Source organism: Pseudoalteromonas sp. SG43-1 (assembly GCF_014164415.1).
Classification (GTDB): Bacteria; Pseudomonadota; Gammaproteobacteria; order Enterobacterales; family Alteromonadaceae; genus Pseudoalteromonas; species Pseudoalteromonas distincta.
Map to the genome: position 1 here is coordinate 298,121 of NZ_JACJFD010000002.1, position 23,035 is coordinate 321,155.

General features: G+C 39.0%; 23 protein-coding genes. 10 read left to right on the forward strand and 13 right to left on the reverse strand.

What is annotated here, in order from left to right:
- Positions 1–32: 32 nt before the first annotated feature.
- The 9 genes from pyrF to gyrA all read right to left on the reverse strand — a co-directional run bounded on the left by pyrF (position 33) and on the right by gyrA (position 10,376).
- Positions 33–737, reverse strand: a complete 705-nt coding sequence (gene pyrF, locus H5159_RS03470) for an orotidine-5'-phosphate decarboxylase (RefSeq protein ID WP_149602755.1) — start codon at positions 735–737, stop codon at positions 33–35.
- A 44-nt stretch (positions 738–781) separates the two neighbouring features.
- The gene (gene lapB, locus H5159_RS03475; protein ID WP_002961182.1) at positions 782–1,918 is read right to left on the reverse strand and encodes a lipopolysaccharide assembly protein LapB; all 1,137 of its coding nucleotides are present in this window, start codon (positions 1,916–1,918) and stop codon (positions 782–784) included.
- Positions 1,919–1,920: 2 nt separating this feature from the next.
- Complete coding sequence (locus H5159_RS03480; protein ID WP_039489780.1) at positions 1,921–2,202, reverse strand: lipopolysaccharide assembly protein LapA domain-containing protein; 282 nt, start codon at positions 2,200–2,202, stop codon at positions 1,921–1,923.
- A gap of 21 nt (positions 2,203–2,223) precedes the next feature.
- On the reverse strand, positions 2,224–2,511 hold the full coding sequence (gene ihfB, locus H5159_RS03485; RefSeq protein ID WP_002961178.1) for an integration host factor subunit beta: 288 nt from the start codon (positions 2,509–2,511) through the stop codon (positions 2,224–2,226).
- Positions 2,512–2,578: 67 nt separating this feature from the next.
- On the reverse strand, positions 2,579–4,246 hold the full coding sequence (rpsA, locus tag H5159_RS03490) for a 30S ribosomal protein S1 (RefSeq protein ID WP_002961176.1): 1,668 nt from the start codon (positions 4,244–4,246) through the stop codon (positions 2,579–2,581).
- A 95-nt stretch (positions 4,247–4,341) separates the two neighbouring features.
- Complete coding sequence (cmk, locus tag H5159_RS03495; RefSeq protein WP_182779731.1) at positions 4,342–5,052, reverse strand: (d)CMP kinase; 711 nt, start codon at positions 5,050–5,052, stop codon at positions 4,342–4,344.
- Between the two features lie 106 nt (positions 5,053–5,158).
- Positions 5,159–6,436 (reverse strand): 3-phosphoshikimate 1-carboxyvinyltransferase, encoded by a 1,278-nt coding sequence (gene aroA / locus H5159_RS03500; RefSeq protein WP_182672604.1) that lies wholly within the window; start codon positions 6,434–6,436, stop codon positions 5,159–5,161.
- On the reverse strand, positions 6,436–7,518 hold the full coding sequence (serC, locus tag H5159_RS03505) for a 3-phosphoserine/phosphohydroxythreonine transaminase (protein WP_024595544.1): 1,083 nt from the start codon (positions 7,516–7,518) through the stop codon (positions 6,436–6,438). The genes aroA and serC overlap by 1 nt, the downstream gene beginning before the upstream one ends.
- Before the next feature lie 158 nt (positions 7,519–7,676).
- On the reverse strand, positions 7,677–10,376 hold the full coding sequence (gene gyrA, locus H5159_RS03510; protein ID WP_182720848.1) for a DNA topoisomerase (ATP-hydrolyzing) subunit A: 2,700 nt from the start codon (positions 10,374–10,376) through the stop codon (positions 7,677–7,679).
- 176 nt (positions 10,377–10,552) lie between these two features.
- Here gyrA and ubiG point away from each other — a divergent pair, with 176 nt between their 5' ends.
- From ubiG to yfaE, 5 genes are all read left to right on the forward strand, one after another.
- Complete coding sequence (gene ubiG, locus H5159_RS03515; RefSeq protein WP_182779732.1) at positions 10,553–11,263, forward strand: bifunctional 2-polyprenyl-6-hydroxyphenol methylase/3-demethylubiquinol 3-O-methyltransferase UbiG; 711 nt, start codon at positions 10,553–10,555, stop codon at positions 11,261–11,263.
- On the forward strand, positions 11,263–11,943 hold the full coding sequence (locus tag H5159_RS03520; protein WP_182779733.1) for an HAD family hydrolase: 681 nt from the start codon (positions 11,263–11,265) through the stop codon (positions 11,941–11,943). Before ubiG ends, H5159_RS03520 begins: the two co-directional genes overlap by 1 nt.
- A 408-nt stretch (positions 11,944–12,351) precedes the next feature.
- A complete protein-coding gene (gene nrdA, locus H5159_RS03525) occupies positions 12,352–14,634 on the forward strand; it encodes a class 1a ribonucleoside-diphosphate reductase subunit alpha (protein WP_002961160.1) in 2,283 nt (760 codons plus the stop codon).
- Between the two features lie 65 nt (positions 14,635–14,699).
- Entirely contained in the window at positions 14,700–15,830 is a 1,131-nt protein-coding gene (nrdB, locus tag H5159_RS03530) for a class Ia ribonucleoside-diphosphate reductase subunit beta (RefSeq protein ID WP_002961159.1), read from the forward strand.
- Entirely contained in the window at positions 15,830–16,102 is a 273-nt protein-coding gene (gene yfaE / locus H5159_RS03535) for a class I ribonucleotide reductase maintenance protein YfaE (protein ID WP_039489790.1), read from the forward strand. Before nrdB ends, yfaE begins: the two co-directional genes overlap by 1 nt.
- Positions 16,103–16,137: 35 nt before the next feature.
- On the opposite strand, the gene H5159_RS03540 is transcribed toward yfaE, so the two are convergent.
- Both H5159_RS03540 and H5159_RS20965 read right to left on the reverse strand, forming a co-directional pair.
- Positions 16,138–16,725 carry a DUF1287 domain-containing protein gene (locus H5159_RS03540; RefSeq protein ID WP_182724312.1) on the reverse strand — a complete coding sequence of 196 codons (588 nt, stop codon included), beginning with the start codon at positions 16,723–16,725 and terminating at the stop codon, positions 16,138–16,140.
- 27 nt (positions 16,726–16,752) lie between these two features.
- Positions 16,753–17,226, reverse strand: coding sequence for a hypothetical protein (locus H5159_RS20965; RefSeq protein WP_182724311.1), 474 nt, complete (start codon positions 17,224–17,226; stop codon positions 16,753–16,755).
- Positions 17,227–17,511: 285 nt separating this feature from the next.
- Between H5159_RS20965 and H5159_RS20970 the strand changes: the two genes are divergently transcribed.
- The 3 genes from H5159_RS20970 to H5159_RS20980 all read left to right on the forward strand — a co-directional run bounded on the left by H5159_RS20970 (position 17,512) and on the right by H5159_RS20980 (position 18,500).
- On the forward strand, positions 17,512–17,871 hold the full coding sequence (locus H5159_RS20970; RefSeq protein ID WP_259399085.1) for an alpha/beta fold hydrolase: 360 nt from the start codon (positions 17,512–17,514) through the stop codon (positions 17,869–17,871).
- A gap of 96 nt (positions 17,872–17,967) precedes the next feature.
- Positions 17,968–18,366, forward strand: coding sequence for a hypothetical protein (locus H5159_RS20975; protein ID WP_259395932.1), 399 nt, complete (start codon positions 17,968–17,970; stop codon positions 18,364–18,366).
- Positions 18,339–18,500: an alpha/beta fold hydrolase gene (locus tag H5159_RS20980; protein WP_259395030.1), complete on the forward strand. Its 162-nt coding sequence runs from the start codon at positions 18,339–18,341 to the stop codon at positions 18,498–18,500. Before H5159_RS20975 ends, H5159_RS20980 begins: the two co-directional genes overlap by 28 nt.
- A gap of 137 nt (positions 18,501–18,637) precedes the next feature.
- On the opposite strand, the gene H5159_RS03555 is transcribed toward H5159_RS20980, so the two are convergent.
- Entirely contained in the window at positions 18,638–19,066 is a 429-nt protein-coding gene (locus H5159_RS03555) for a hypothetical protein (protein ID WP_002961147.1), read from the reverse strand.
- A 199-nt stretch (positions 19,067–19,265) separates the two neighbouring features.
- On the reverse strand, positions 19,266–19,445 hold the full coding sequence (locus H5159_RS03560; RefSeq protein ID WP_002961145.1) for a hypothetical protein: 180 nt from the start codon (positions 19,443–19,445) through the stop codon (positions 19,266–19,268).
- 280 nt (positions 19,446–19,725) lie between these two features.
- On the opposite strand from H5159_RS03560, the gene H5159_RS03565 reads away from it, so the two are divergent.
- Positions 19,726–20,115: a YkgJ family cysteine cluster protein gene (locus H5159_RS03565; RefSeq protein ID WP_024597255.1), complete on the forward strand. Its 390-nt coding sequence runs from the start codon at positions 19,726–19,728 to the stop codon at positions 20,113–20,115.
- 215 nt (positions 20,116–20,330) lie between these two features.
- A complete protein-coding gene (locus tag H5159_RS03570; RefSeq protein ID WP_182715352.1) occupies positions 20,331–22,700 on the forward strand; it encodes a TonB-dependent receptor in 2,370 nt (789 codons plus the stop codon).
- Positions 22,701–23,035: the final 335 nt, after the last annotated feature.

Genomic DNA, 23,035 nt, shown 5'->3' on the forward strand with positions numbered 1-23,035 from the left:
GTTTTAGCACTATATGACTGCTTATTGTTAAATTAAGCTATAGAGTTATTAACATCACTAAGCACTTTTACTGGATTATCTGCTTGAGTAATCGGTCTGCCTATAACTAAATAGTCACTTCCTGAATCTATAGCTTGCTTAGGTGTCATTATACGCTTTTGATCACCCGCATCACTCCCTTCAGGGCGTATACCAGGCGTAACAAGCTTAAAGCTATCACCTAACTCTGTTTTTAAAGCTTTTGCTTCTTGTGCAGAACACACAACACCATCAAGCCCAGCTTCCTTTGCAAGCTTAGCTAAATAAATAACTTGCTCTTGAGCTGATTTATCAACACCTAAACGCTTAAGCTCTGTTTCATCCATACTTGTTAACACAGTAACAGCGATAAGTAATGGCGCTTTGTCACCAAATTTCTCTAGAGCCGATTTAGCTTTGCTCATCATTTCAAAGCCACCAGAAGCATGAACGTTTACCATCCACACCCCCATTTTAGCAGCTGCAGTAACCGCTTTAGCTACTGTATTAGGAATATCATGAAACTTTAAATCTAAGAAAACATCAAAACCTAAATCAATTAACTCTTTAACAAATGCAGGTCCAAAATAGGTAAACATTTCTTTGCCGACCTTGAGACGGCAAGTATCAGGAGAAAGTTGTTTAACAAAGTTTAAAGCAACTTCTTGATCATCGTAATCTAATGCAATAAGAATTTTTTTTGAGTGTTCGAAAGACATAACTATCCTAGTGAATGGCAGTAAAGTTATAAATTATGGGGTTATTAAAATCCGTCTAAGCCTCGACTTGGAACAATGGTTTCCCAATGCTTACAAGAAGGGCAATTCCAATATATGGTGTAGCTTGTAAAACCACAATGCTGGCATTGAAAATCTGGTTTTGTAGCAATATAAGAGGTTACAAGCTTATCAATTTCGTTAAGTACTTCTTTAGTATTTTTATTTTGGTCACCCATTAATTGCAGTAAAAAACTAAAACCACGAATAGTAGGTTGACGTTTTAAGCTATCAGTTAAAAATTCAAAGGCTTGCTTGGTGTGACCTTGCTCAAGTAATGCTTGGCAATGCTTTATTTTAATTAATACTCCGCCCTTCTCTAACAAGTCACTGACTAACTCGTGAAATTGATGCGTCAAATTCAATTGTTTATAACTGTGTGCCAGCTCATCAATAAACAACGGAGCAAACAAGGTAAATTGAGAGACAAGTTCACGCCAGTAATAAATAGCTTTAACGTAATCTTCTTTTGCGTAAGCAACTAACCCTAACTCGTAAAGCGGACGCACGGCTTTATAATTTAAGCTAATCGCTTTTCTCATTAGTTGGGGTGTATTGTCACTTAAAGCTGACTCACAATAAAAATTAGCAATTGCTTTAAATTGCTGTTCTTTTGAAAATAGTTCGCTATGGGCTTCAAACATGTTGATCCCTTTTTCCCACTCACGGGTTTGCGAATATAAAGTGATAATAGGGTCCAGCGCTTCTACATGCCCTGCTTTAACTAGCCAAACTAAGTGCTCTTCCGCACTATCTAGTAGTCCGGCCATTATATAATCTTCGGCTAATTCTAAACGGCTAGTTGCAGCTTGTTGTTCATTTAAGCTTGGGTGTTTTAATAGAAGTTCGTGAATTTTTATTGCGCGGTCTAATTCACCTCTACGGCGAAACATGGTGGCAAGTGTAGAATAGTGTTCAACCGAGTCGGCTGAAACTTCAAGTAAGTTGATTAAATGCTCTAAGCCTTGATCTTCTTCTCTATCGAGTAGAAATTTTAAGCCTTTGCTATATTCAGAAGTGATCTGACGATTAAGTTGATGAGCTTGGTTTTTAGCACTGTTTTTACCCATAATCCAACCGTAACCAGCGGCAACAGGTAATAGTAAAAACAAAAGCTCAATCATAGTTAGGTGTCTTTATTCGCGGCAAGCTTTTTTTTATCTTTTTCAGGCGCTAATTGCTTTTTTAAGCGGTAGTTTTGCCACTTTAATTGCGAAAACAATTTAAAGCTAATAAAACAACCAATCAAAACACCTAATAAAAAGCAGATACTTATTATTACAGCTAAAGGTAGTGTATTACTGGCTATAATGTAATTTACTTGTACTAACTGTGGGTTTTGTGACCCTAATACAAATGCACTGATAAGGCATAGTGCAACCAGAATAATTTTTAATACCTTGAACAAGTAACTACTCCACTAAGTTAACTAGGCAATGCTTTCATTCACGCGGTCGCGTAATTCTTTGCCTGGTTTAAAATGAGGTACATGCTTTCCTTCAAGCTCAACTGTATCGCCAGTCTTAGGATTACGACCTGTGCGAGGAGCGCGGAAATGCAAAGAGAAACTACCAAAACCTCTGATCTCAATACGATCTGAAGTAGATAATGAGCCGGCCATTTGTTCAAGAATTTCTTTTACAGCATTCTCAACATCTTTCACTGGAACGTGTGCGTGTTGTTCCGCAAGTATTTCTATCAATTCTGACTTAGTCATAGCGTTTCCTTAAAAAGAGATATAGGAAGGGCAAAAAATGCCCTTCCAACTAAAAACTAATTATATATTAGTCTTTTTGTGCATTTGCGAAAGCAGCTGCCATTGCGTTTTCAAACACTGGCTCTTCTTTCTTAAGCTTCTCTAGTACTTCTTTCTCTTCTGCTTCGAAAAGAGCTTTTACAGATAAGCTTAAAGTGCGGTTCTTACGATCAACACCAACGTATTTAACTTCAATCTCGTCGCCTACAGAAACAACAGTAGTTGCATCTTCAACGCGCTCTTGAGCGATATCAGCTACACGGATGTAACCTTCAACGCCTTCGATCAGTTCAACAGTTGCGCCTTTCGCATCAACTTCAGTCACTTTACCTTTAACAATAGCACCTTTTTTGTTTGCATCAAGGTAGTTATTGAATGGGTCAGCTTCGATTTGCTTAACACCTAGAGAGATACGTTCACGCTCTGGGTCAACTTGCAATACGATAGCAGTGATTTCGTCGCCTTTCTTGAATTCACGTACAGCTTCTTCGCCAGGTGTATTCCAAGAAATGTCTGAAAGGTGTACAAGACCGTCAATACCACCGTCAAGACCGATAAAGATACCGAAGTCAGTGATTGATTTGATCTTACCAGTAACTTGATCGCCTTTGTTTTGTAGACGAGCAAATTCCTGCCAAGGATTAGCAATACATTGCTTAAGACCAAGAGAAATACGACGACGTTCTTCGTCAATTTCTAAAACCATAACTTCAACAGTGTCGCCAAGGCTTACAACTTTTGAAGGATGGATGTTCTTGTTAGTCCAATCCATTTCAGAAACGTGTACTAAACCTTCAACGCCTTCTTCGATTTCCACGAAACAGCCGTAATCTGTAAGGTTAGTAACACGACCAGAAAGTTTAGAACCTTCTGGGTAACGACCAGCGATAGCTGCCCATGGATCTTCACCAAGCTGTTTAAGGCCTAGAGAAACACGAGTTTTATCTTTGTCGAATTTTAGAACTTTAACTGCGATTTCGTCGCCAACATTAACGATTTCTGAAGGGTGCTTAACACGCTTCCAAGCCATATCAGTAATGTGTAGTAGACCATCAACACCACCAAGGTCAACGAATGCACCGTAGTCAGTAAGGTTCTTAACGATACCTTTAACTTCTTGGCCTTCAACAAGGTTAGCAAGAAGCTCTTCACGTTCTTGTGAGTTTTCAGATTCGATAACTGCACGACGTGAAACAACAACGTTGTTACGTTTTTGGTCAAGCTTGATTACTTTAAATTCAAGCTCTTTGCCTTCAAGGTGAGTTGTGTCACGTACTGGACGAACATCAACAAGTGAACCAGGTAGGAAAGCACGGATTGAATCAACTTCAACTGTGAAACCGCCTTTAACTTTACCGTTGATAACACCAGTAACAGTCTCTTGCTCTTCACATGCTTTCTCAAGACGGATCCATGCTTCGTGACGCTTAGCTTTCTCACGAGAAAGGATAGTTTCACCGAAACCGTCTTCAATTGCATCTAGTGCAACATCTACTTCGTCGCCTACAGCAACTTCTAGTTCACCAGCAGCATTTTTGAACTGCTCTGCAGGGATAGCACTTTCTGATTTAAGACCAGCATCTACAAGTACAATGTTATTCTCGATAGAGATTACTGTACCTTTAACGATAGAGCCTTGCTCTGCTTCAAAACCCTTTAAGCTTTCTTCAAATAACTGCGCAAAATTTTCTGACATACGAATATACGTCTCATATATTAATACCAATAAGCAACCATGCTGCATGGGGTTGTTAAAATAGCACTGGCATCCTGCTGGCGCATAAAATGTGTTTAGCTTCGTTTAGGAAGCTTACCTTCAGAGATAGCAATATCCAATAAAGTTATTACCTTATCAAACACTTGCTGTGCATTAAGTTCGCTAGTATCGATCTCAATAGCATCCTCTGCAGGTACAAGCGGAGCAACGGTGCGATTCATATCGCGCTCGTCACGAGCTTGAATGTCCTGTAATAGACCACTTAGTGTAACATCAAGGCCGCGCGTATTCAACTCAACAAAGCGTCTACGAGCACGCTCTTCTGCACTGGCTGTTAAATATATTTTTAACGGCGCATCTTGAAAAACCACAGTGCCCATATCACGGCCATCGGCAATTAAGCCATTTTCAGTGCGAAATGCACGCTGGCGACGTAATAACGCTTCACGAACGCGAGGTAATGCTGCAACTTTTGAAGCCGCGGCGCCTACTTCTTCATTACGAATAGTAGTGGTTACATCTTCGCCTTCTAAAATAACTTTTCCTGCATTAGTTTGGCTATCTACCAAAAACTGCACATCTAAATTTGCAGCAAGCGGGACAAGCCCTTCTTCATTGTCTAATGCAATTTGGTGATGAAGTGCAGCTAAAGATAAAACACGATAAATCGCACCGCTATCTAATACATCCCACCCTAACTTGTCGGCTAACAAGCGACAAACAGTTCCTTTACCTGAACCACTTGGGCCATCAACGGTGATCACGGGCATTAATAACGCCTGCATTTAAAACCTCCTGCAATGCACACCTAAATAAACCGCGACATTATACGTCAGTTATTTAAATATATCTGCTATTAGTGTGTAACTTTTGTAATTACTTCTAATTAGCTTATTCACTGACTGACGCTAAAACATTGAAAAATGTAGGAAATGTTTTATAGGTACACTTTGGATCATTAATTGTTATTGGCTTTCCACCAACGGCAACCATTGCAAAACACATGGCTATACGGTGATCGTCGTAAGTATCAACAGCAACATCATTAAATGTTTCAGGTGGGGTAATTTCTATAAAATCTTCACCTTCTACAACCTGTGCGCCTACTTTACGAAGCTCAGTTGCCATTGCATATAAACGGTCTGTCTCTTTTACTCGCCAGTTATAAATGTTACGAATGGCTGTTGGGCCTTTGGCAAAAAGAGCAACAGTTGCAAGAGTCATAGCTGCATCAGGAATTGCATTGGCGTCAATATCCACACCTTTTAGTTCGCCTTTGCGAACAACTAAACGCTCATCATACCAATCAATTTTTGCGCCTACTTGCTCCATTACTTTGGCAAAGCCTATATCACCTTGCACCGACTTGGCACCCACGCCCTTAATTTCAATCTCACCGCCTGCAATTGCAGCCGCAGCAACAAAGTAAGAGGCAGAAGATGCATCGCCTTCAACCATTATGCGATCTAATGATTGATACTGTTGACCACCTTTAACTTTAAAGGTTGCATAATCACTGTGCTCAACATTAACTCCAAAACGTGCCATTACATCAAGTGTAATATCAATATAAGGTTTAGAGACTAAAGTACCTTTAATAGTTATTGTTGTATCACCGTTAAATAATGGCGCTGCCATTAATAGAGCGGTTAAAAATTGACTTGAAATACTGCCGTCAATTTCAACCTCACCGCCTTTTATTTGGCCACCCACAATTTTAAGTGGTGGGTAGTCTTTGTGCTTTGTATAAGTAACATCACCACCCAATGCTTGCAGCGCGTCAACCAAGTGCCCTATCGGGCGCTCTTCCATACGTGGCTCGCCTATTAGCTCGTATTCACCAGCAACGCCAGCAAGTACTGCCGTTAAAGGTCTATAAGCAGTACCCGCATTACCTAAAAACAATGGCTCAGTCGGTGTATTAAACACACCACTAACACCCTCTACGGTGGCTACAGTGCGGTCATCATTTAAAGTTACATTTACACCTAATAACTTTAAGGCGCCCAGCATATGGCGTATATCGTCACTATCAAGTAAGTTTTCTACAACGGTAGTACCGCTTGCAAGTGCTGCTAATAATAAAATTCTGTTCGATAGACTCTTTGAACCTGGTAGGGTTACTGTGCCATTTACTCTAGAAATAGGTTCTAAACGAAGCTGCTCCATTAGCTGTGCTCCTTTGCAAAAGCAGCCATAAAGTCTACAAGTGCTTGAACACCTTCAATAGGCATTGCGTTATAAATACTTGCGCGCATACCGCCCACAATTCTGTGGCCTTCAAGAGCGAGTAACCCTGCATCTTTAGACTGAGCAACAAACTTATCATTTAAGCTTTCATCGTTAAGCCAAAACGGAACATTCATACGTGAACGGCAATGTTTAGCTACTTTATTGGTATAAAAGCTCGATTCATCAATAAAGTCATAAAGTAGCTGCGCTTTAGCAATATTTTGAACTTCCATCGCTTTTACGCCACCATTACTTTCAAGCCATTGAAATACTTCAGCAGCTAAATACCAAGCAAATGTGGGAGGCGTGTTAAACATGCTGCCTTGTTTTGCTTCTAATGCGTAATCTAAAATGCCTGGCTTAGGTAAGCCTTCACGCTCAAGTAATGTTTTACGAACAATAACGATTGATATGCCCGACGGGCCGATATTTTTTTGCGCACCAGCGTAAATTAAATCAAATTTATTAACGTCTATTTCGCGTGATAAAATAGTTGACGACATATCAGCAACGATCGGTGCAGTTGGGTGGCTTGGTACATCAAAAATTTCTAAGCCGTCAACCGTTTCGTTAGGGCAATAGTGAATGTAAGATGCATCTTCTGGTAACACCCAATCAGCAACCTGTTTAATAGAAAACTCGCCATTGGCATCATTACGCACATCAATAGAGGTTGCTTGAGTAAACTTGTTGGCCTCGTCTGTTGCACTTTTTGACCACACGCCGTTTTCGCAATAAACCGCAGCTTTGCCTTCTTGGTGTAAATTTAATGGCACAGCACTAAACTGACCACGACCACCACCATGCATAAATAGCACTTCAAATTCATCACTGATATTCATTAGGCGACGAAGGCTGGCTTCACATTTAGCTGTAAGGGCTAAAAACTCTTTGCTACGATGGCTTATTTCCATCACAGACACACCTAAATCTTGCCAATCTAGAAACTCTTTTTGTGCTTTTTTCATAACCGCTTGCGGAAGCATAGCTGGCCCCGCACAAAAATTATATTTACTCATTACCTTTGCCTCATTCCAGTAATTTAACTACTAAGCATGAATGCTCAATACCCACCCACTAAACCTTTGAGTTTTAGTGAATGAATATAACTTCACACCCTATTAATTTTTTTCAACAACATTAAAAAAAGCGGCCAAGGCCGCTTTTTCAATATCAATTATTCTGAAGGAGGATTATCATCCGCTACTTCATCAATAACCGTATCTACAGTTTCAACGTCTTCAATATCAATCAAGTCACTTTCTGTAACTTCAATCTCTTCTATACGTTGTAAACCAACTACTTGCTCTTCGTCAATAGTTCTGATCAAAATAACACCTTGGGTGTTACGTCCAACCGTAGAAACTTCATTAACGCGAGTACGTACTAAGGTACCACGATTTGAAATAATCATGATTTCGTCGTTATCATCAACTTGTACAGCGCCAACAACAGCACCGTTACGCTCACTCACCTTGATAGATACAACACCCTGTGTTGCACGGCTCTTAGATGGGTAATCTTCTAGTTGTGTACGCTTACCGTAACCATTTTCAGTTACCGTTAAAATAGCACCGTCAGTTTTTGGTACAATTAACGATACTACGCGTTGATCATCGGCCATTTTAATACCACGAACACCTGTAGCGGTACGACCCATTGGGCGAACGCCTTTGAAACGAATCTCAGGGTTACCTTCTTCGTCTAATACTGGGTTACCGTTTTCATCAACAACTGTTGTTTCTTCAGCTTCTTTAAAGCGTACAACTTTACCTGCATCAGTGAACAACATAATTTCGTTGCTACCATCGGTAATATCAACCCCAATCAGGCTATCGCCATCATTTAAGTTAACAGCAATAATACCGCTTGCACGTTGACGACTGTAAGCCGTTAATGGTGTTTTCTTAACTGTACCAAATGCTGTTGCCATAAAGATGTATTTATCTTCTGCGTACTCGCGTACTGGCAATATAGCAGTAATACGTTCATCAGCTTCAAGTGGTAACAAGTTAACAATTGGCTTACCGCGCGCTGCACGACTCGCTAATGGTAACTGATATACTTTAAGCCAATATAAACGACCGGCCGTAGAGAAACACAATATAGTATCGTGTGTATTTGCAACTAATAGACGCTCGATGAAATCTTCATCTTTCATCTTCGTTGCTGACTTACCTTTACCACCACGACGCTGTGCTTCGTAATCAGACAATGCTTGATACTTCACATAACCTTCGTGAGAAAGCGTTACGACTACGTTTTCTTCGGTAATTAAGTCTTCAAGGCTGATATCGTGAGCAGCTGCATTAATTTCAGTGCGACGCTCATCACCATATTGCTCTTTAATTTCAACTAGCTCGTCACGAATAACTTCCATCAAACGCTCAGGAGTTGCCAAAATATAAAGTAGTTCAGCAATTAATTCTAATAACGCTTGGTATTCGGTCAAGATTTTTTCGTGTTCAAGACCTGTTAGCTTATGTAAACGCAAATCAAGAATTGCTTGAGCTTGTTGCTCAGAGATATAATATTGACCATCGCGAATACCAAGTTCGCTTGCTAACCAATCTGGACGAGCAACATTGTCTTCACCTGCTTTTTCAAGCATACCTTTTACATTACCTAATTCCCACGGACGCGCTGTTAAAGCAATTTTAGCTTCAGCAGGTGTAGGGGATTTACGAATAAGTTCGATAATTGGGTCAATGTTCGCAAGCGCAATCGCTAAGCCTTCAAGCGTGTGTGCACGGTCACGGGCTTTACGTAAATCAAATACTGTACGACGAGTTACTACTTCACGACGGTGAATAATAAACTCTTCTAACATTTCTTTTAAATTGAAACATTTAGGTTGGTTATTAATTAGCGCAACCATATTCATACCAAACACAGTTTGTAACTGAGTTTGTGAATACAAGTTGTTTAAAATAACTTCGCCTACGTCACCACGTTTGATTTCAATAACGATACGCATACCGTCTTTATCTGATTCATCACGTAGCGCACTAATACCTTCAATTTTCTTATCTTTAACCAGCTCAGCAATTTTTTCAATTAAACGAGCTTTATTAACTTGATAAGGAATTTCGTGAACGATGATTGTTTCACGGCCTGTTTTTTCATCGGTTTCGATGTCGGCGCGTGCACGCATGTACACTTTACCACGGCCAGTTAAGTAGGCTTGTTCAATACCCTTCTTACCGTTGATAATTGCAGCCGTTGGGAAATCAGGACCAGGAATATAATCCATTAACTCTAAAATAGTTAAATCTGGATTTTGAATAAGTGCCAAACAACCATTTACAACTTCAGTTAAGTTATGTGGTGGTATATTTGTAGCCATACCTACTGCAATACCTGACGAACCATTCACTAATAAATTAGGAACTTTCGTTGGTAAAACATCAGGGATGAACTCAGTGCCATCGTAGTTAGGAACGAAATCAACCGTTTCTTTTTCAAGATCGGCTAATAACTCATGCGACATTTTAGCCATACGTACTTCTGTATAACGCATTGCCGCTGCTGAATCACCATCAACCGAACCGAAGTTACCTTGGCCATCTACTAGCATATAACGCAGTGAGAATGGCTGAGCCATACGAACTATCGTGTCATAAACTGCACTGTCGCCGTGTGGGTGGTATTTACCGATTACGTCACCGACCACACGGGCCGATTTTTTGTAAGGCTTGTTCCAGTCATTACTAAGCTCGTTCATTGCAAACAAAACGCGGCGATGAACAGGTTTTAAGCCGTCACGTACGTCTGGTAATGCACGTCCTACAATTACGCTCATTGCGTAATCTAAGTAGGAGTTTTTTAACTCGTCTTCAATATTGACTGGCAGAATTTCATTGGCGAGATCAGTCATTTGATATCACATTCCTTCAGTATCAGCTCTCAACAACCCGGTATTGGGTATTAAGAGTATTGTTATTATTTCTAACAGCCATGCTATCACAATTAATTTTAATTTACAGGCGCAAAACTTTGCGATTTATCAATTTAGCCCTATATAATGGCCTCAGATTGACGAGGAAGTATTTTATGACCGAACATCAAAATGTAGATCACGCAGAAATAGCAAAATTTGAAGCCATCGCCGAGCGTTGGTGGGACCTAGACGGAGAATTCAAACCTCTTCACGAAATTAACCCGTTACGTTTAGACTTTATAGCAAACAAAACGCAAGGCTTATTCGATAAAGAAACACTCGATGTTGGCTGTGGTGGCGGTATTTTAAGCCAAAGCATGGCGCGCATGGGCGCAAAAGTAACTGGCATCGACATGGGGCAAGAGCCTTTAACTGTTGCTAAGTTGCACAGTTTAGAAACTGGCGTAAATGTAGATTACATAAAAGTGCCAGCAGAAGAGTTTGCTTCGCAAAACCCAGAGCGCTTTGATGTAATAACCTGTATGGAAATGCTTGAGCACGTTCCCGACCCAGCATCTATCATTCATGCCGTAGCTGCACTTGCCAAACCAGGCGCAGACGTGTTTTTTTCAACCCTAAACAAAACACCTAAAGCATATTTATACGCTATTGTTGGTGCTGAAAAGCTTTTAAAAATGGTGCCTGAAGGTACACACGACCATAAAAAGTTTATAAAACCTGCACAGCTTATTACATGGGCAGAGCAAGCGGGTTTAAAAGTTCGTGCAAGTACAGGCCTTTCTTATAACCCACTATCAAAGCAATATACGCTCAATAGTGACGTTAGCGTAAATTACATACTGTACTTTGAGAAGTTAGCTTAATGGCTAACTCTCAAGCCCCCCTCCCCCTTATTGAGTACGATGCATTTTTATTTGATTTAGACGGCACTCTACTCGACACCGCTGATGATTTAGGTGCGGCTTTAAATGCAGTTCTCATTAATAATAAAATTGAGCCTGTTAGTAGTGATGTATACCGTCCTGCGGCATCTAACGGCGCAGGCGCATTATTAGAGGCTGGTTTTAAAGAGTTATGGGACACACAACCTCAAAGCGAGCTTATTAAGCAATTAGTTGACGAATACGCTGCAAACATAGCAAATCACACACATTGCTTCAGCGGTGTTGAATCGTTGCTTATTGCCCTTGATCAGAAAAAGATCAAATGGGGGATCATGACTAACAAACCAGGGTTTTTAACTGATCCTTTAGTGGCAGCAATTCCCGCATTGAAAAATGCTAGTGTAGTAATAAGTGGCGACACCTTAGCTGAAGCTAAGCCATCCCCTTTACCGCTGCTACACTGTGCACAGCTTATGGGAGTGCAACCAAAACGCTGTTTGTACATTGGTGATGCACAGCGAGACATACAAGCAGGCAAAGCCGCAGGTATGCGCACAGCAACGGCACTTTGGGGTTACATACCAAGTATTGATGAAGCCAACAGCTGGAATGCTGATTTTAACTGGCAAAGCCCAATTGATGGTTTTAACCATATATAGTGCCATGTTAATTAATAAACACTATATATTGTGATTGTGTTAGTTTTTACGCAAAGCTTGCTGATAAAAAAAGCAGTCAAAATTTATTTTTAAAATGCGTAAATTTAGCAGATCATTAGTTGATTTTTGCATATTTCAACTTAAATGATTGTTCGAAGGTGAGTATCTACTAACACAAATACGTTATCCCGAAGTTATCCACAAATAGGGGCAATTATGTCCCTTGCAAAACAACTCAGACCACACTATCTTGTGATCTCTAAATTGAACAACACCAGATATTGTGGCCAAATGTTATTCAATTAAATTCGCAAATATGGCGAAACTTATAATAAATGAGTATATACCTTGCCTCGGCGAGGTATAAAGCATTGGTCAAAATACATAATTCCCAAGGAATACAGGCAAATGAACCAACAGTTATCTGTAAGCAAACGTGACGGGCGTAAAGAGCCTCTTGATCTGGATAAGATCCATCGCGTTATTGAGTGGGCCGCCGAAGGTTTAAACAACGTTTCGGTTTCGCAAGTTGAATTAAAGTCGCACATTCAGTTTTACGACGGTATTCGTACTAAAGACATTCACGAAACCATCATTAAAGCAGCAGCGGATCAGATTTCAAAAGAATCGCCTGATTACCAATACTTAGCTGCACGTTTAGCTGTATTCCATTTACGTAAAAAAGCATACGGTCAATTTGAGCCACCACGTTTATTTGACCACGTAACAAAAATGGTTGGCGATAAACGCTACGATGCTCATTTACTAGTAGATTACACAGAGCAAGAGTTAGATGAGCTTGATGCATACCTTGATCATTCTCGCGATCTTAACTTTAGCTACGCTGCTGTAAAGCAACTTGAAGGTAAGTATCTCGTTCAAAACCGTGTATCGGGTGAAATATACGAAAGTGCACAGTTTTTATATATTTTAGTTGCAGCAAGCTTATTTTCAGATTACCCACGTGAAACACGTACTGATTACATTAAACGTTTTTACGACGCGGTATCATTATTTAAAATATCTCTACCAACGCCAATTATGTCGGGTGTACGTACGCCTACTCGCCAGTTTAGCTCATGTGTATTGATTGAATGTGGCGACAGCCTTGATTCAATCAATGCAACGTCGTCAGCTATTGTTAAATACGTTTCACAACGTGCGGGAATTGGTATTAACGCAGGTAGAATACGTGCGCTAGGTAGCCATATTCGTAACGGCGAAGCGTATCACACAGGTTGTATCCCTTTTTATAAGCACTTTCAAACAGCGGTTAAAAGTTGTTCACAAGGTGGTGTACGTGGCGGCGCAGCAACATTATTCTACCCGCTTTGGCATTTAGAAGTAGAGAACCTACTTGTACTTAAAAATAACCGTGGTGTAGACGACAACCGCGTTCGCCACCTAGATTACGGCGTACAGTTTAATAAATTAATGTACTCTCGTTTAATTAAAGACGACTACATTACGTTATTTAGCCCATCAGATGTGCCTGGCCTTTATGATGCATTTTTTGAAGACCAAGCTGAGTTTGACGCACTTTACGTTAAATACGAACAAGACGAGTCTATTCGTAAAAAACGCATTAAAGCCATTGAGCTTTTCTCAATGTTTGCGCAAGAGCGTGCAAGTACTGGTCGTATTTATTTACAAAATGTGGATCACTGTAATACACACAGCCCATTTATTTCTAAAGTTGCGCCAATTCGCCAATCTAACTTATGTTTAGAAATTGCATTGCCAACTAAGCCACTTAATAACGTGAATGACGAAGAAGGCGAAATTGCCCTTTGTACACTTTCTGCGTTTAACCTAGGTGCAATAGAGTCACTTGATGAGCTTGAAGAGCTAGCTGAACTTGCAGTACGCGCACTTGATAACTTACTTGATTTCCAAGACTACCCTGTACCGGCTGCCAAAAATGCAACTATGGGTCGTCGTACACTAGGAATAGGCGTAATTAACTACGCATACTACCTAGCTAAAAACGGTAAACGTTATTCAGATGGTAGCGCAAATGCATTAACACATAAAACCTTTGAAGCTATTCAATATTACTTAATGAAAGCATCAAACGAGCTTGCTAAAGAGCGTGGCGCATGTCCTAAGTTTAACGAAACAACGTATTCACAAGGTATTATGCCAACAGATACGTACAAACGTGATTTAGATAAAATTTGTGATGAGCCACTTCATCTTGATTGGGATACACTACGTGCAAGTATTAAAGAGCACGGTATGCGTAACTCAACACTAAGTGCATTAATGCCATCAGAAACATCGTCGCAAATCTCTAACGCAACTAACGGTATTGAGCCACCACGTGGACATATTAGCGTTAAAGCAAGTAAAGACGGTATTTTAAAACAAGTTGTTCCTGAGTATGAGCGTTTAAAAGATCAGTACGAGCTACTATGGGACATCCCATCAAACGATGGTTATTTACAGCTTGTTGGCATAATGCAAAAATTTGTTGACCAAACAATTTCTGCAAATACAAATTATGATCCAAACAAGTTCGAAGGCGGTAAAGTACCTATGCAAGTCTTATTAAAAGACTTACTAAGCGCGTACAAACTAGGTGTTAAAACCTTGTATTACCACAATACTCGCGATGGCGCCTCAGATTCACAAGAAGATGCTCCAGAAGTGGAAGATGACGATTGTGAAGGCGGCGCGTGTAAAATATAACTGCTGATTTTTATTTTAAGCGGGCATTTAGCCCGCTTTTTCTGATAGTTTTTTGAGTGATAAACATGTCTTATACTACTTTTAGCCGAAACCATAATAACCAAATGCAAGAGCCAATGTTTTTTGGCCAAACTGTAAACGTATCTCGTTACGACCAACAAAAATACCCAATTTTTGAAAAGTTAATTGAAAAGCAACTGTCTTTCTTTTGGCGTCCTGAGGAAGTAGATGTAAGTAAAGACCGTTTAGACTTTCAAGCATTACCAGATCACGAAAAGCATATATTTTTAAGCAACTTAAAATACCAAACACTGCTTGATAGTGTACAAGGTCGTTCGCCAAACGTGGCTCTACTTCCAATTGTATCGCTACCAGAGCTTGAAACATGGATAGAAACATGGGCGTTCAGTGAAACAATTCACAGCCGTTCATACACGCATATTATCCGTAACGTAACACAAGCACCTGAGCTTATTTTTGATGACATTGTTAGCAACGATAAAATTAGCGAACGTGCTGATGCCGTAACTAAATACTACGATGACTTAATTAACTCTGTATCGCTTTACAACTTATACGGTGAAGGCAAACACGAGATTAACGGTAAAACAGTTATCATTAATTTATTTGAGCTTAAAAAGAAACTTTACCTGGCTATGATGTCGGTAAATATTCTTGAAGCGATTCGCTTTTACGTAAGTTTTGCATGTTCGTTTGCATTTGCTGAGCGCGAGCTAATGGAAGGTAACGCTAAAATCATCAAGCTAATTGCACGCGATGAAGCACTTCACCTTTCTGGTACTCAGCATATTTTAAACATTATGCAAGACGGTAAGGACGATCCAGAAATGGCGATTGTTGCTGCCCAGTGCCGCGACGAAGCGATTAAAATGTTTGTTGATGCTGCAGAGCAAGAAAAAGAGTGGGCTGAGTATTTATTTAAAGATGGTTCAATGATTGGCTTAAATAAGCATATTTTATGTCAGTACGTTGAATACATTACCAATGCACGTATGACTGCGATTGGCTTGCCAGCACAGTTTGAAAATAACAGTAATCCTATCCCGTGGATAAACTCGTGGTTAGTGTCTGATAACGTGCAAGTAGCACCACAAGAAGCAGAAATAAGCTCATACCTTGTTGGTCAAATAGACTCTCAAGTTGATGCATCAGAATTTGGTGATTTTGATTTATAATGAGTGACAAGTCTACTGCAAGCATAACGCTTGCAGAAAACAGCCAGTGTATAGAATTTATCGCTGGCTGCCCTTCTCTTCTACACTGCTTAGAATCCATGAAAATAGACGTCGCATTCCAATGCCGTGAAGGCTATTGCGGCGCTTGTAGAGCAACTTTAGTATCAGGCAGTGTTGAGTATAACGAAGAGCCACTTGCGTTTGTACGTGAAGGCGAAATACTGTTGTGCTGCTGTAAACCCAATGGCAATGTAAGTATTGATCTGAAATAAAAATCAATACTTACATCCATCGTTTATTAAACTTATCAATAGTGTGGAACGAACCGGTAATGTCCGGTAATTTTATAATCAAAAAGCATATCGCTTTTTTGCGGACCACGACCTATATTATGCACAATAAGTGGGTTACCCGTATCTTGAGATAACTCATTAATCACCATACCTATATGAGGTAAATTACCTGGTAACATCCACGTTACTATATCGCCGGTTTTATAATCACTCACTTTGTTGGATTTACTCAATACGTTTGCATGGCGCTCAAAGTAAGCTTGTAAATTTGGAACACGTCGGTGATCTATATTTTTATCAGACTTAGTTAAGCCCCAAATACGTTTAGATGGATACAGCGCAAAGTTTTTTTGCATGTCTTCATGCACGAGTTTCTGTAAATCGATCCCCAACTTTCTGTAACTTCTAATTATTACATCGGTGCACACACCTATATTTTTAGGTACATCCCCACCAGGGTAGCCAATAGAGCGATAAGCGCCGTCGTAAGTCACATCATGAGTTGTACGCTCAAGCAGAGCTGAAACAATATCTTCTTCAAACGATGCTGCATTACTATTAATACACGCTAAAGTAAGTAAACACCCAATAATTCTGTACATATAAACTCCTTTCAACCTAAAATTGAGTTACAGCGTTTGGGCTACGTGCCTAAGCACGTCTATTTTATTGCCTTTACTTGCAAATTGCGTATCCAGCGCATATGCCATTTTTTCAAGCGGAGCGTCGTTATATCCTAAATGTTGGATTTCGCTAATGTAACGCATCATAAACGCGTCTGGACCAAGTTTAAGCCACTGCGCTACATGCACAAGCTCATGAAAATGAACCCTCAAATCTTTTGCAACCTCAGGAAGTAGATAATAGGTATTTTTATACGTGATACCTGCTGCATCCATATCTACAAAATCGCCTAAACCCATTTCTCGCAGGATTGGAAAGTCAGGTTTTGGTATTTTATCAACAACAACGTAAAAGGCATTTTTTAAAAATTCGACAGGATAAAACCCTGCAAACTCACTAGCAAATTTCTCACAGCTAATTCTTTGGGTTTTATATTTAATATTTGTTGCATCAATCCATTGTTCTATTTGTTCGAGCACGTCCTTTCTCCAAAATACTAGCTTAACGCTGTACACATTCTGTAAGCTAACAAATTAATAATAACAAAAGTAAATTAACGAATCTCTTTTTTAAATTACAAAAAGCTGCTAAAAAACCACTTACCCTCTAATCAACTATATATTTGGTAATGTGCTTTAAAAACACAGGTATTGTTACTGTGTCCTTATTAGTAATAACTTGCAATTATTAACTGAATGCAATTGTGTAAATAACGGGTCTGGTAAATTAATAAAACGTCATTACCAAAAATAACGAGTTTACTTATGCACCCAGATATACAAAAAATTCTTAAAGTAAAACCTGCTCACATCGTTTCATTTATTGTATTTTTATTAGTTTCAATGTCTACGCTTACCGCTCAGGTATATGCCGCTGATGCAGTATGGCCTTCAAAAACCACTTACAAATATGCAAATGTAAACGGTAAAAAGATATTTTACCGAGAAGCTGGCGCGCAGCATAAGCAAACCATTGTACTTTTACATGGGTATCCGTCGTCTTCACACAGCTACCGAGAATTGATCCCACTCTTATCAGGTCGTTATCATGTGATTGCACCTGATTATTTAGGCTCTGGTTATAGCGCACGCCCAAACCCAAAAACTCAAAAATATACTTTTTAATTTCTAGCTCAATACGTTGAAGGATTACTAACAACACTTAAAGTAAAGCGCTACAGCCTTTATATACACGACTTTGGAGCTCCTGTGGGCTTTAGAATGTTGTTAAATAACCCAAATAAACTTGATGCACTTATTGTACAAAATGGTAATGCGTATTTAGAGGGGCTAACCCTACCGAGGCAAGCTTTTTTTAAAGCCGCGAATGAGGACAAATCACAAGCGCAGAGTGATAAAATTTATTCGTTCACGTCTAATAAAGCCATTATTAATAAGCAATATTTACGAGACGTACAAAGTAACCCAGAAGTAATGAGCCCTAATAGCTGGACGCACGATCTTCACTTTTTACAAACTAAATCCGATAGAGTAATTCAAGTACAATTGCTACAAGATTACTACAATAACCTTCTCGACTACCCTAAATGGCAAGCTTATTTACGCAAGTACCAACCAGCAACATTAATTGTATGGGTAAAAACGACCCTGCGTTTATAGCCGCAGGCGCTAAAGCATATTTAAAAGATGTACCGAACGCTGAAATACATTTACTCGATTCAGGACACTTTAGTGTTGAAGAAAAACCAGTTGAGATTGCAAAGTACATTGTGAACTTTATGGATAAGCTATAAATAGCGGAAATAAAAAACGCTGAGGGTATAAACCATCAGCGTTTCATTAAATTGTACTAACTTAAGCTAAATCCAAAGAAATAGTATTTAATATGGGTAACTGTCAGATCAAGTCTGAGCTAGTAAATTTTAAGTATTTAACCTTCTTCTTCAATAAGTGACTCTAGTAGATCGTGTATTTCAGCTTTAAGCTCTTTATCTTCAATTTTATTAGCACTAACCTTAGCATTTTGAAGATTTTTAATAGCCTCGTCTTTTTGACCAAGTTCTAGCTGCAGTGTAGCCATTGAAAAAGAAACTGATGACATGTGATCTTTGTTATTAATCGCAACAGACTTTTCTAATGCTTTTTCATAAGTCGTGATTGCCTCTTCTAGCTCTTCGGTAAAATCAGCCAAAGTTTCCCATTGTACTGGGTGATCTTTTGAGGTATTTTCGTTTTCAATACAAATCGCTTTTAATTGAGCAAATAAAGATTCAAATTTTTCTCGGTTATTTTTGTTAGCCGCCGCCATTAAATCTTCTGCTAGGTCATGTACCGCTTTATATATTTTTGTATTCATCATCACTGGTTATCCTTTAGTGCAACTAAACTAATTTACTGACTCAATTTAGCTAAAATGTATCATTACAGTCATTATAAAATGTATTTAAACAACTGATTTATTTAATTTGGTGTATAGCGTAATAATACATTAATAATGAACATCGCGTAGGCGTTAAACACACTGTAATTAAACTTTATCGCAATTACTCTTAGTAACCTCACACACTGAATAAACTTGCAACCCAATCCAACGTAAAGATGGTCGTAAACACTTTAAGTGCAATGACAACTATAAATAATAAGATGATTGCCGCTTTGGCTTTACTACTTTTGAGGTTGTTCCAATATAATAACTTTGCATTAAATTCTGTTTTTAACTTAGTAACAGCTTCTTTCATAATTACATCCTACTTAGGGATCCCGCTCAGCAACATTTAATAACTACAAAGCTGCCCAAGCAGGTTTCATAATATTTTTCGCCACCTTATAGTAAAGCATTAAATAAAGCCTGTACTATATAAAATGTAACAAGGGGTTTTAACTTAAGTTATTGTATCTAACTTTTTTACACACCCAAAAAGCAAACACTGGGGCAATTCAGTAGAGCGTTAATAATAAATTTGGTGCTACACTAATACCTAACTTAAATGTGTTAACAGCCAACTAAATTAGCAAATTATGAAAGAGTGCAACCAGTGTGGTAAATGCTGTATTAAATATGGCGGCGGCGACTTAAGCGCAACGAAAGAAGAAATAGGTTTATGGGAGCTCTTTAACCCCGAAATTTATGAGTACGTTAAAAACAACGAAATTTGGTTTGACCCAAAAACAGGCTTAAGACTTCAAGTGTGCCCATTTTTAGAAATTGCGCCTAAAAAGGAGCCTCTCGCTAAAAATATGTATACCTGCAGTATTTACCTTGACCGTCCAGAAGACTGCCGTCACTACCCTAGCCTTATTTCAGAGATGATCCGCGACGAATGCGAAATGATTGAATCTATAGATATAACAAACCAGACAAGAGCGCAGCATAAACTAGATTTGATAATGATAGATAGCCGCTCTTAAATACCCAGATAAACCTGCAGCGCTATGAGTCTCGCACTTAAATAAATAAGTATTTCTATTAACATACCTATTATTATAATTTTTATAAAATTGGTTTAATCGTCATTTTTAGATCATTCATCGCAAAACACAAAGTTATACTATAACATTGTTGATTCACTGATTTTGCGGTGTTATATTATATCACAACATAATAACCGCGAACCAATATATCCATGACAAAGTTAACATTAATCTCCTCTGCTATTTTTTCTGTTTTATGTTCTCAATCAGCTTTGGCTGCCACTGTTACTGGTAAAGTAATGGATGATAAAAATCAACCAATCAAAAATGCCTCAATTCATGTGCATGGCAAAAACCAAAGCGTTAAAAGTAATGATTTAGGCGAATTTGCTATAGAAATCGATGCAAATAGCCAATTACATATTAGTAAAGACAACTACGTAGACTCTCGTATTGCTGTAAGCGAATCTTCAAATAATCTGTCTGTGTCACTTAAACCAACATCAGTTGAGACAGTGGTTGTTTATGCCTCTGCACTTCATAAAAATAGCCTCGAGATGATATCGCCAGTAAGCGTGCTCTCAGGTGATGAATTAAGAAATAAATCTAAACCAACTCTTGGTGAAACGCTAAAAGGTTTACCAGGCGTAAATGCAAGTTACTTTGGCCCTGTATCATCAAGCCCAATTATTCGTGGTTTAGATGGCCCTCGCGTTAAAATCACACAAAACGGATTAGATGCCAGCGATGCATCACGTATTGGCCCAGACCATGCGACATCAAGCGATAGCCTAGCAGCAGAACAAATTGAAGTATTACGTGGCCCAAGTACCCTACTTTATGGCTCTGGTGCAATTGGCGGTGTTGTAAACGTGGTTGATAACCGCATTCCTACAGACAATATCGACGAGCTTACGGGTGCTGCTGAATACAGCCACGATACAGTGTCAAACTCAAACACAGTAGCTGCAAAACTAGAAACAGGTAATGAAGGCTTTAACTTTCATTTTGATGGCACTAAGCGCAGTGGCGATGATTACCAAACACCTACCTTCACTATTGCCGACGATGATGGCGATGTAGAAACAGAGAATTCTGTAGAAAATACTTTTATTGATAGCGAAACACTTAACTTTGGTACTAGCTATGTTGGCGATCATTTAACGATTGGTTTTTCGTACGGTAGCATTGATACCGATTACGGTATTCCTGGGCATGAGCATCATCACGATCACGAAGGTGAAACTGAAGAAGAGCATGCAGAACATGAAGACGAAGCAGCTGAAGAGCCGGTTTATGCACATTTAGAGCAAGATCGCTGGCAAGGGCTTGTAAGTTACGCCCTTCATAATAACTGGATTGAAACCATCAACCTACGTGTTGGCTACACAGATTACTCGCACAGCGAAATTGAAGATGGCGAAATTGGTACTACTTTTAAAAATAAAACGACTGAAGCACGTTTAAATGTAGAGCATAAGTTTGCTGATTGGCACGGAATGATGGGCTATCACTACAGCGATTCTGACTACGATGCAATTGGTGAAGAAGCCTTTACACCCGCAAGTGTAACTACAACTAACGCATTATATTTACTAGAAGAGCGTGAATTTGGCGACATTACAATTGAACTTGGCGCACGTGTTGAAGATTACAAAATTGAAAGCCAAATCACGGCACACGAGCATAGCCACGATGAAGTAGAAATAGATCACAGCGACGAAGAAACCATTGGGTATAATGAAAGTTTTACCAATTTAAGTGCCTCTGCTGGTGCAATTTGGCAATACAAGCCAGGTCATAGTATCGCTACAAGTATTTCTCATTCAGAACGAGCACCGCTTTCGGCAGAACTTTTATCTAACGGTTTACACATTGCAACTGGCACGTACGAGCTAGGCCTTGGTTACAATATTGAAGATAATGAAGCGCATTTTGAGCCAGAAAATATCAAGCAGGAAACTTCAACAAACTTAGATTTAAGCTTTAGACGCTTTAGCGGTGATTTTGGTTACACCGTTAACTTTTTCTATAACGATATCAAAAACTTTTATTTTCAAGAAAATACGGGTTTAGTTTACGATGAAGAAGATGGTTTAGAATCAGCTATTGGTGCACATGACGATGCTGTTGCGGTTTATCAGTTTACAAGTAAAGACGCAGAGCTTTATGGCATTGAGTTTGACGCGCATTACCAAGTAACACCAAGCGCTATGGTTAAAGTATTTGGTGACTCAACTCGTGCAAAACTAAAAGACGACGAAGGTAATTTACCACGTATCCCTGCCAATAAATTAGGCTCTGAGTTACAGTACGATTTAGGTGACTTACAACTAACATTAACGGGTACTCATTACTTTGATCAAAACGATGTAACTGCCTTTGAAACTCAAACTGATGGCTATACGTTATTTGATGCACAAGCTAATTACCAATTAGGTTTAGGCAGTGTCGATGCACAGCTGTATATAAACGTTGATAACATTACTGATGAGTTAGGTTTTGTACATAGCTCATTTATTAAAGATAAAGCCCCACTACCAGGCAGAAACTTCCGCTTTGGTGTTCGTGGCTATTTTTAATAATTAAAAGTAGTTTTAGTTTATAAACCGCATTTTATTAATGCGGTTTTTTTATTTTTAGAATATATAATATCGATCGGCAATAATACTTGATCAATTCAAGGGATTAAACTTTGCGCTAACTGCGTAAAAAATTATGATATACGACTGCATGGATGCAAAAGGCAGAGCAATGCAGGAGCAATTAGTGATAACAATTAGTTAAAAAAGTTTTTGCCTTGTTATCAACCCTATTTTCTTAGCGCAAAATAGATCACTTAATTAATCGAATTGGTATAAAACACTTAGATTACAGACACAAAAAAGCCGTATTCAGATTGAATACGGCTTTTTAA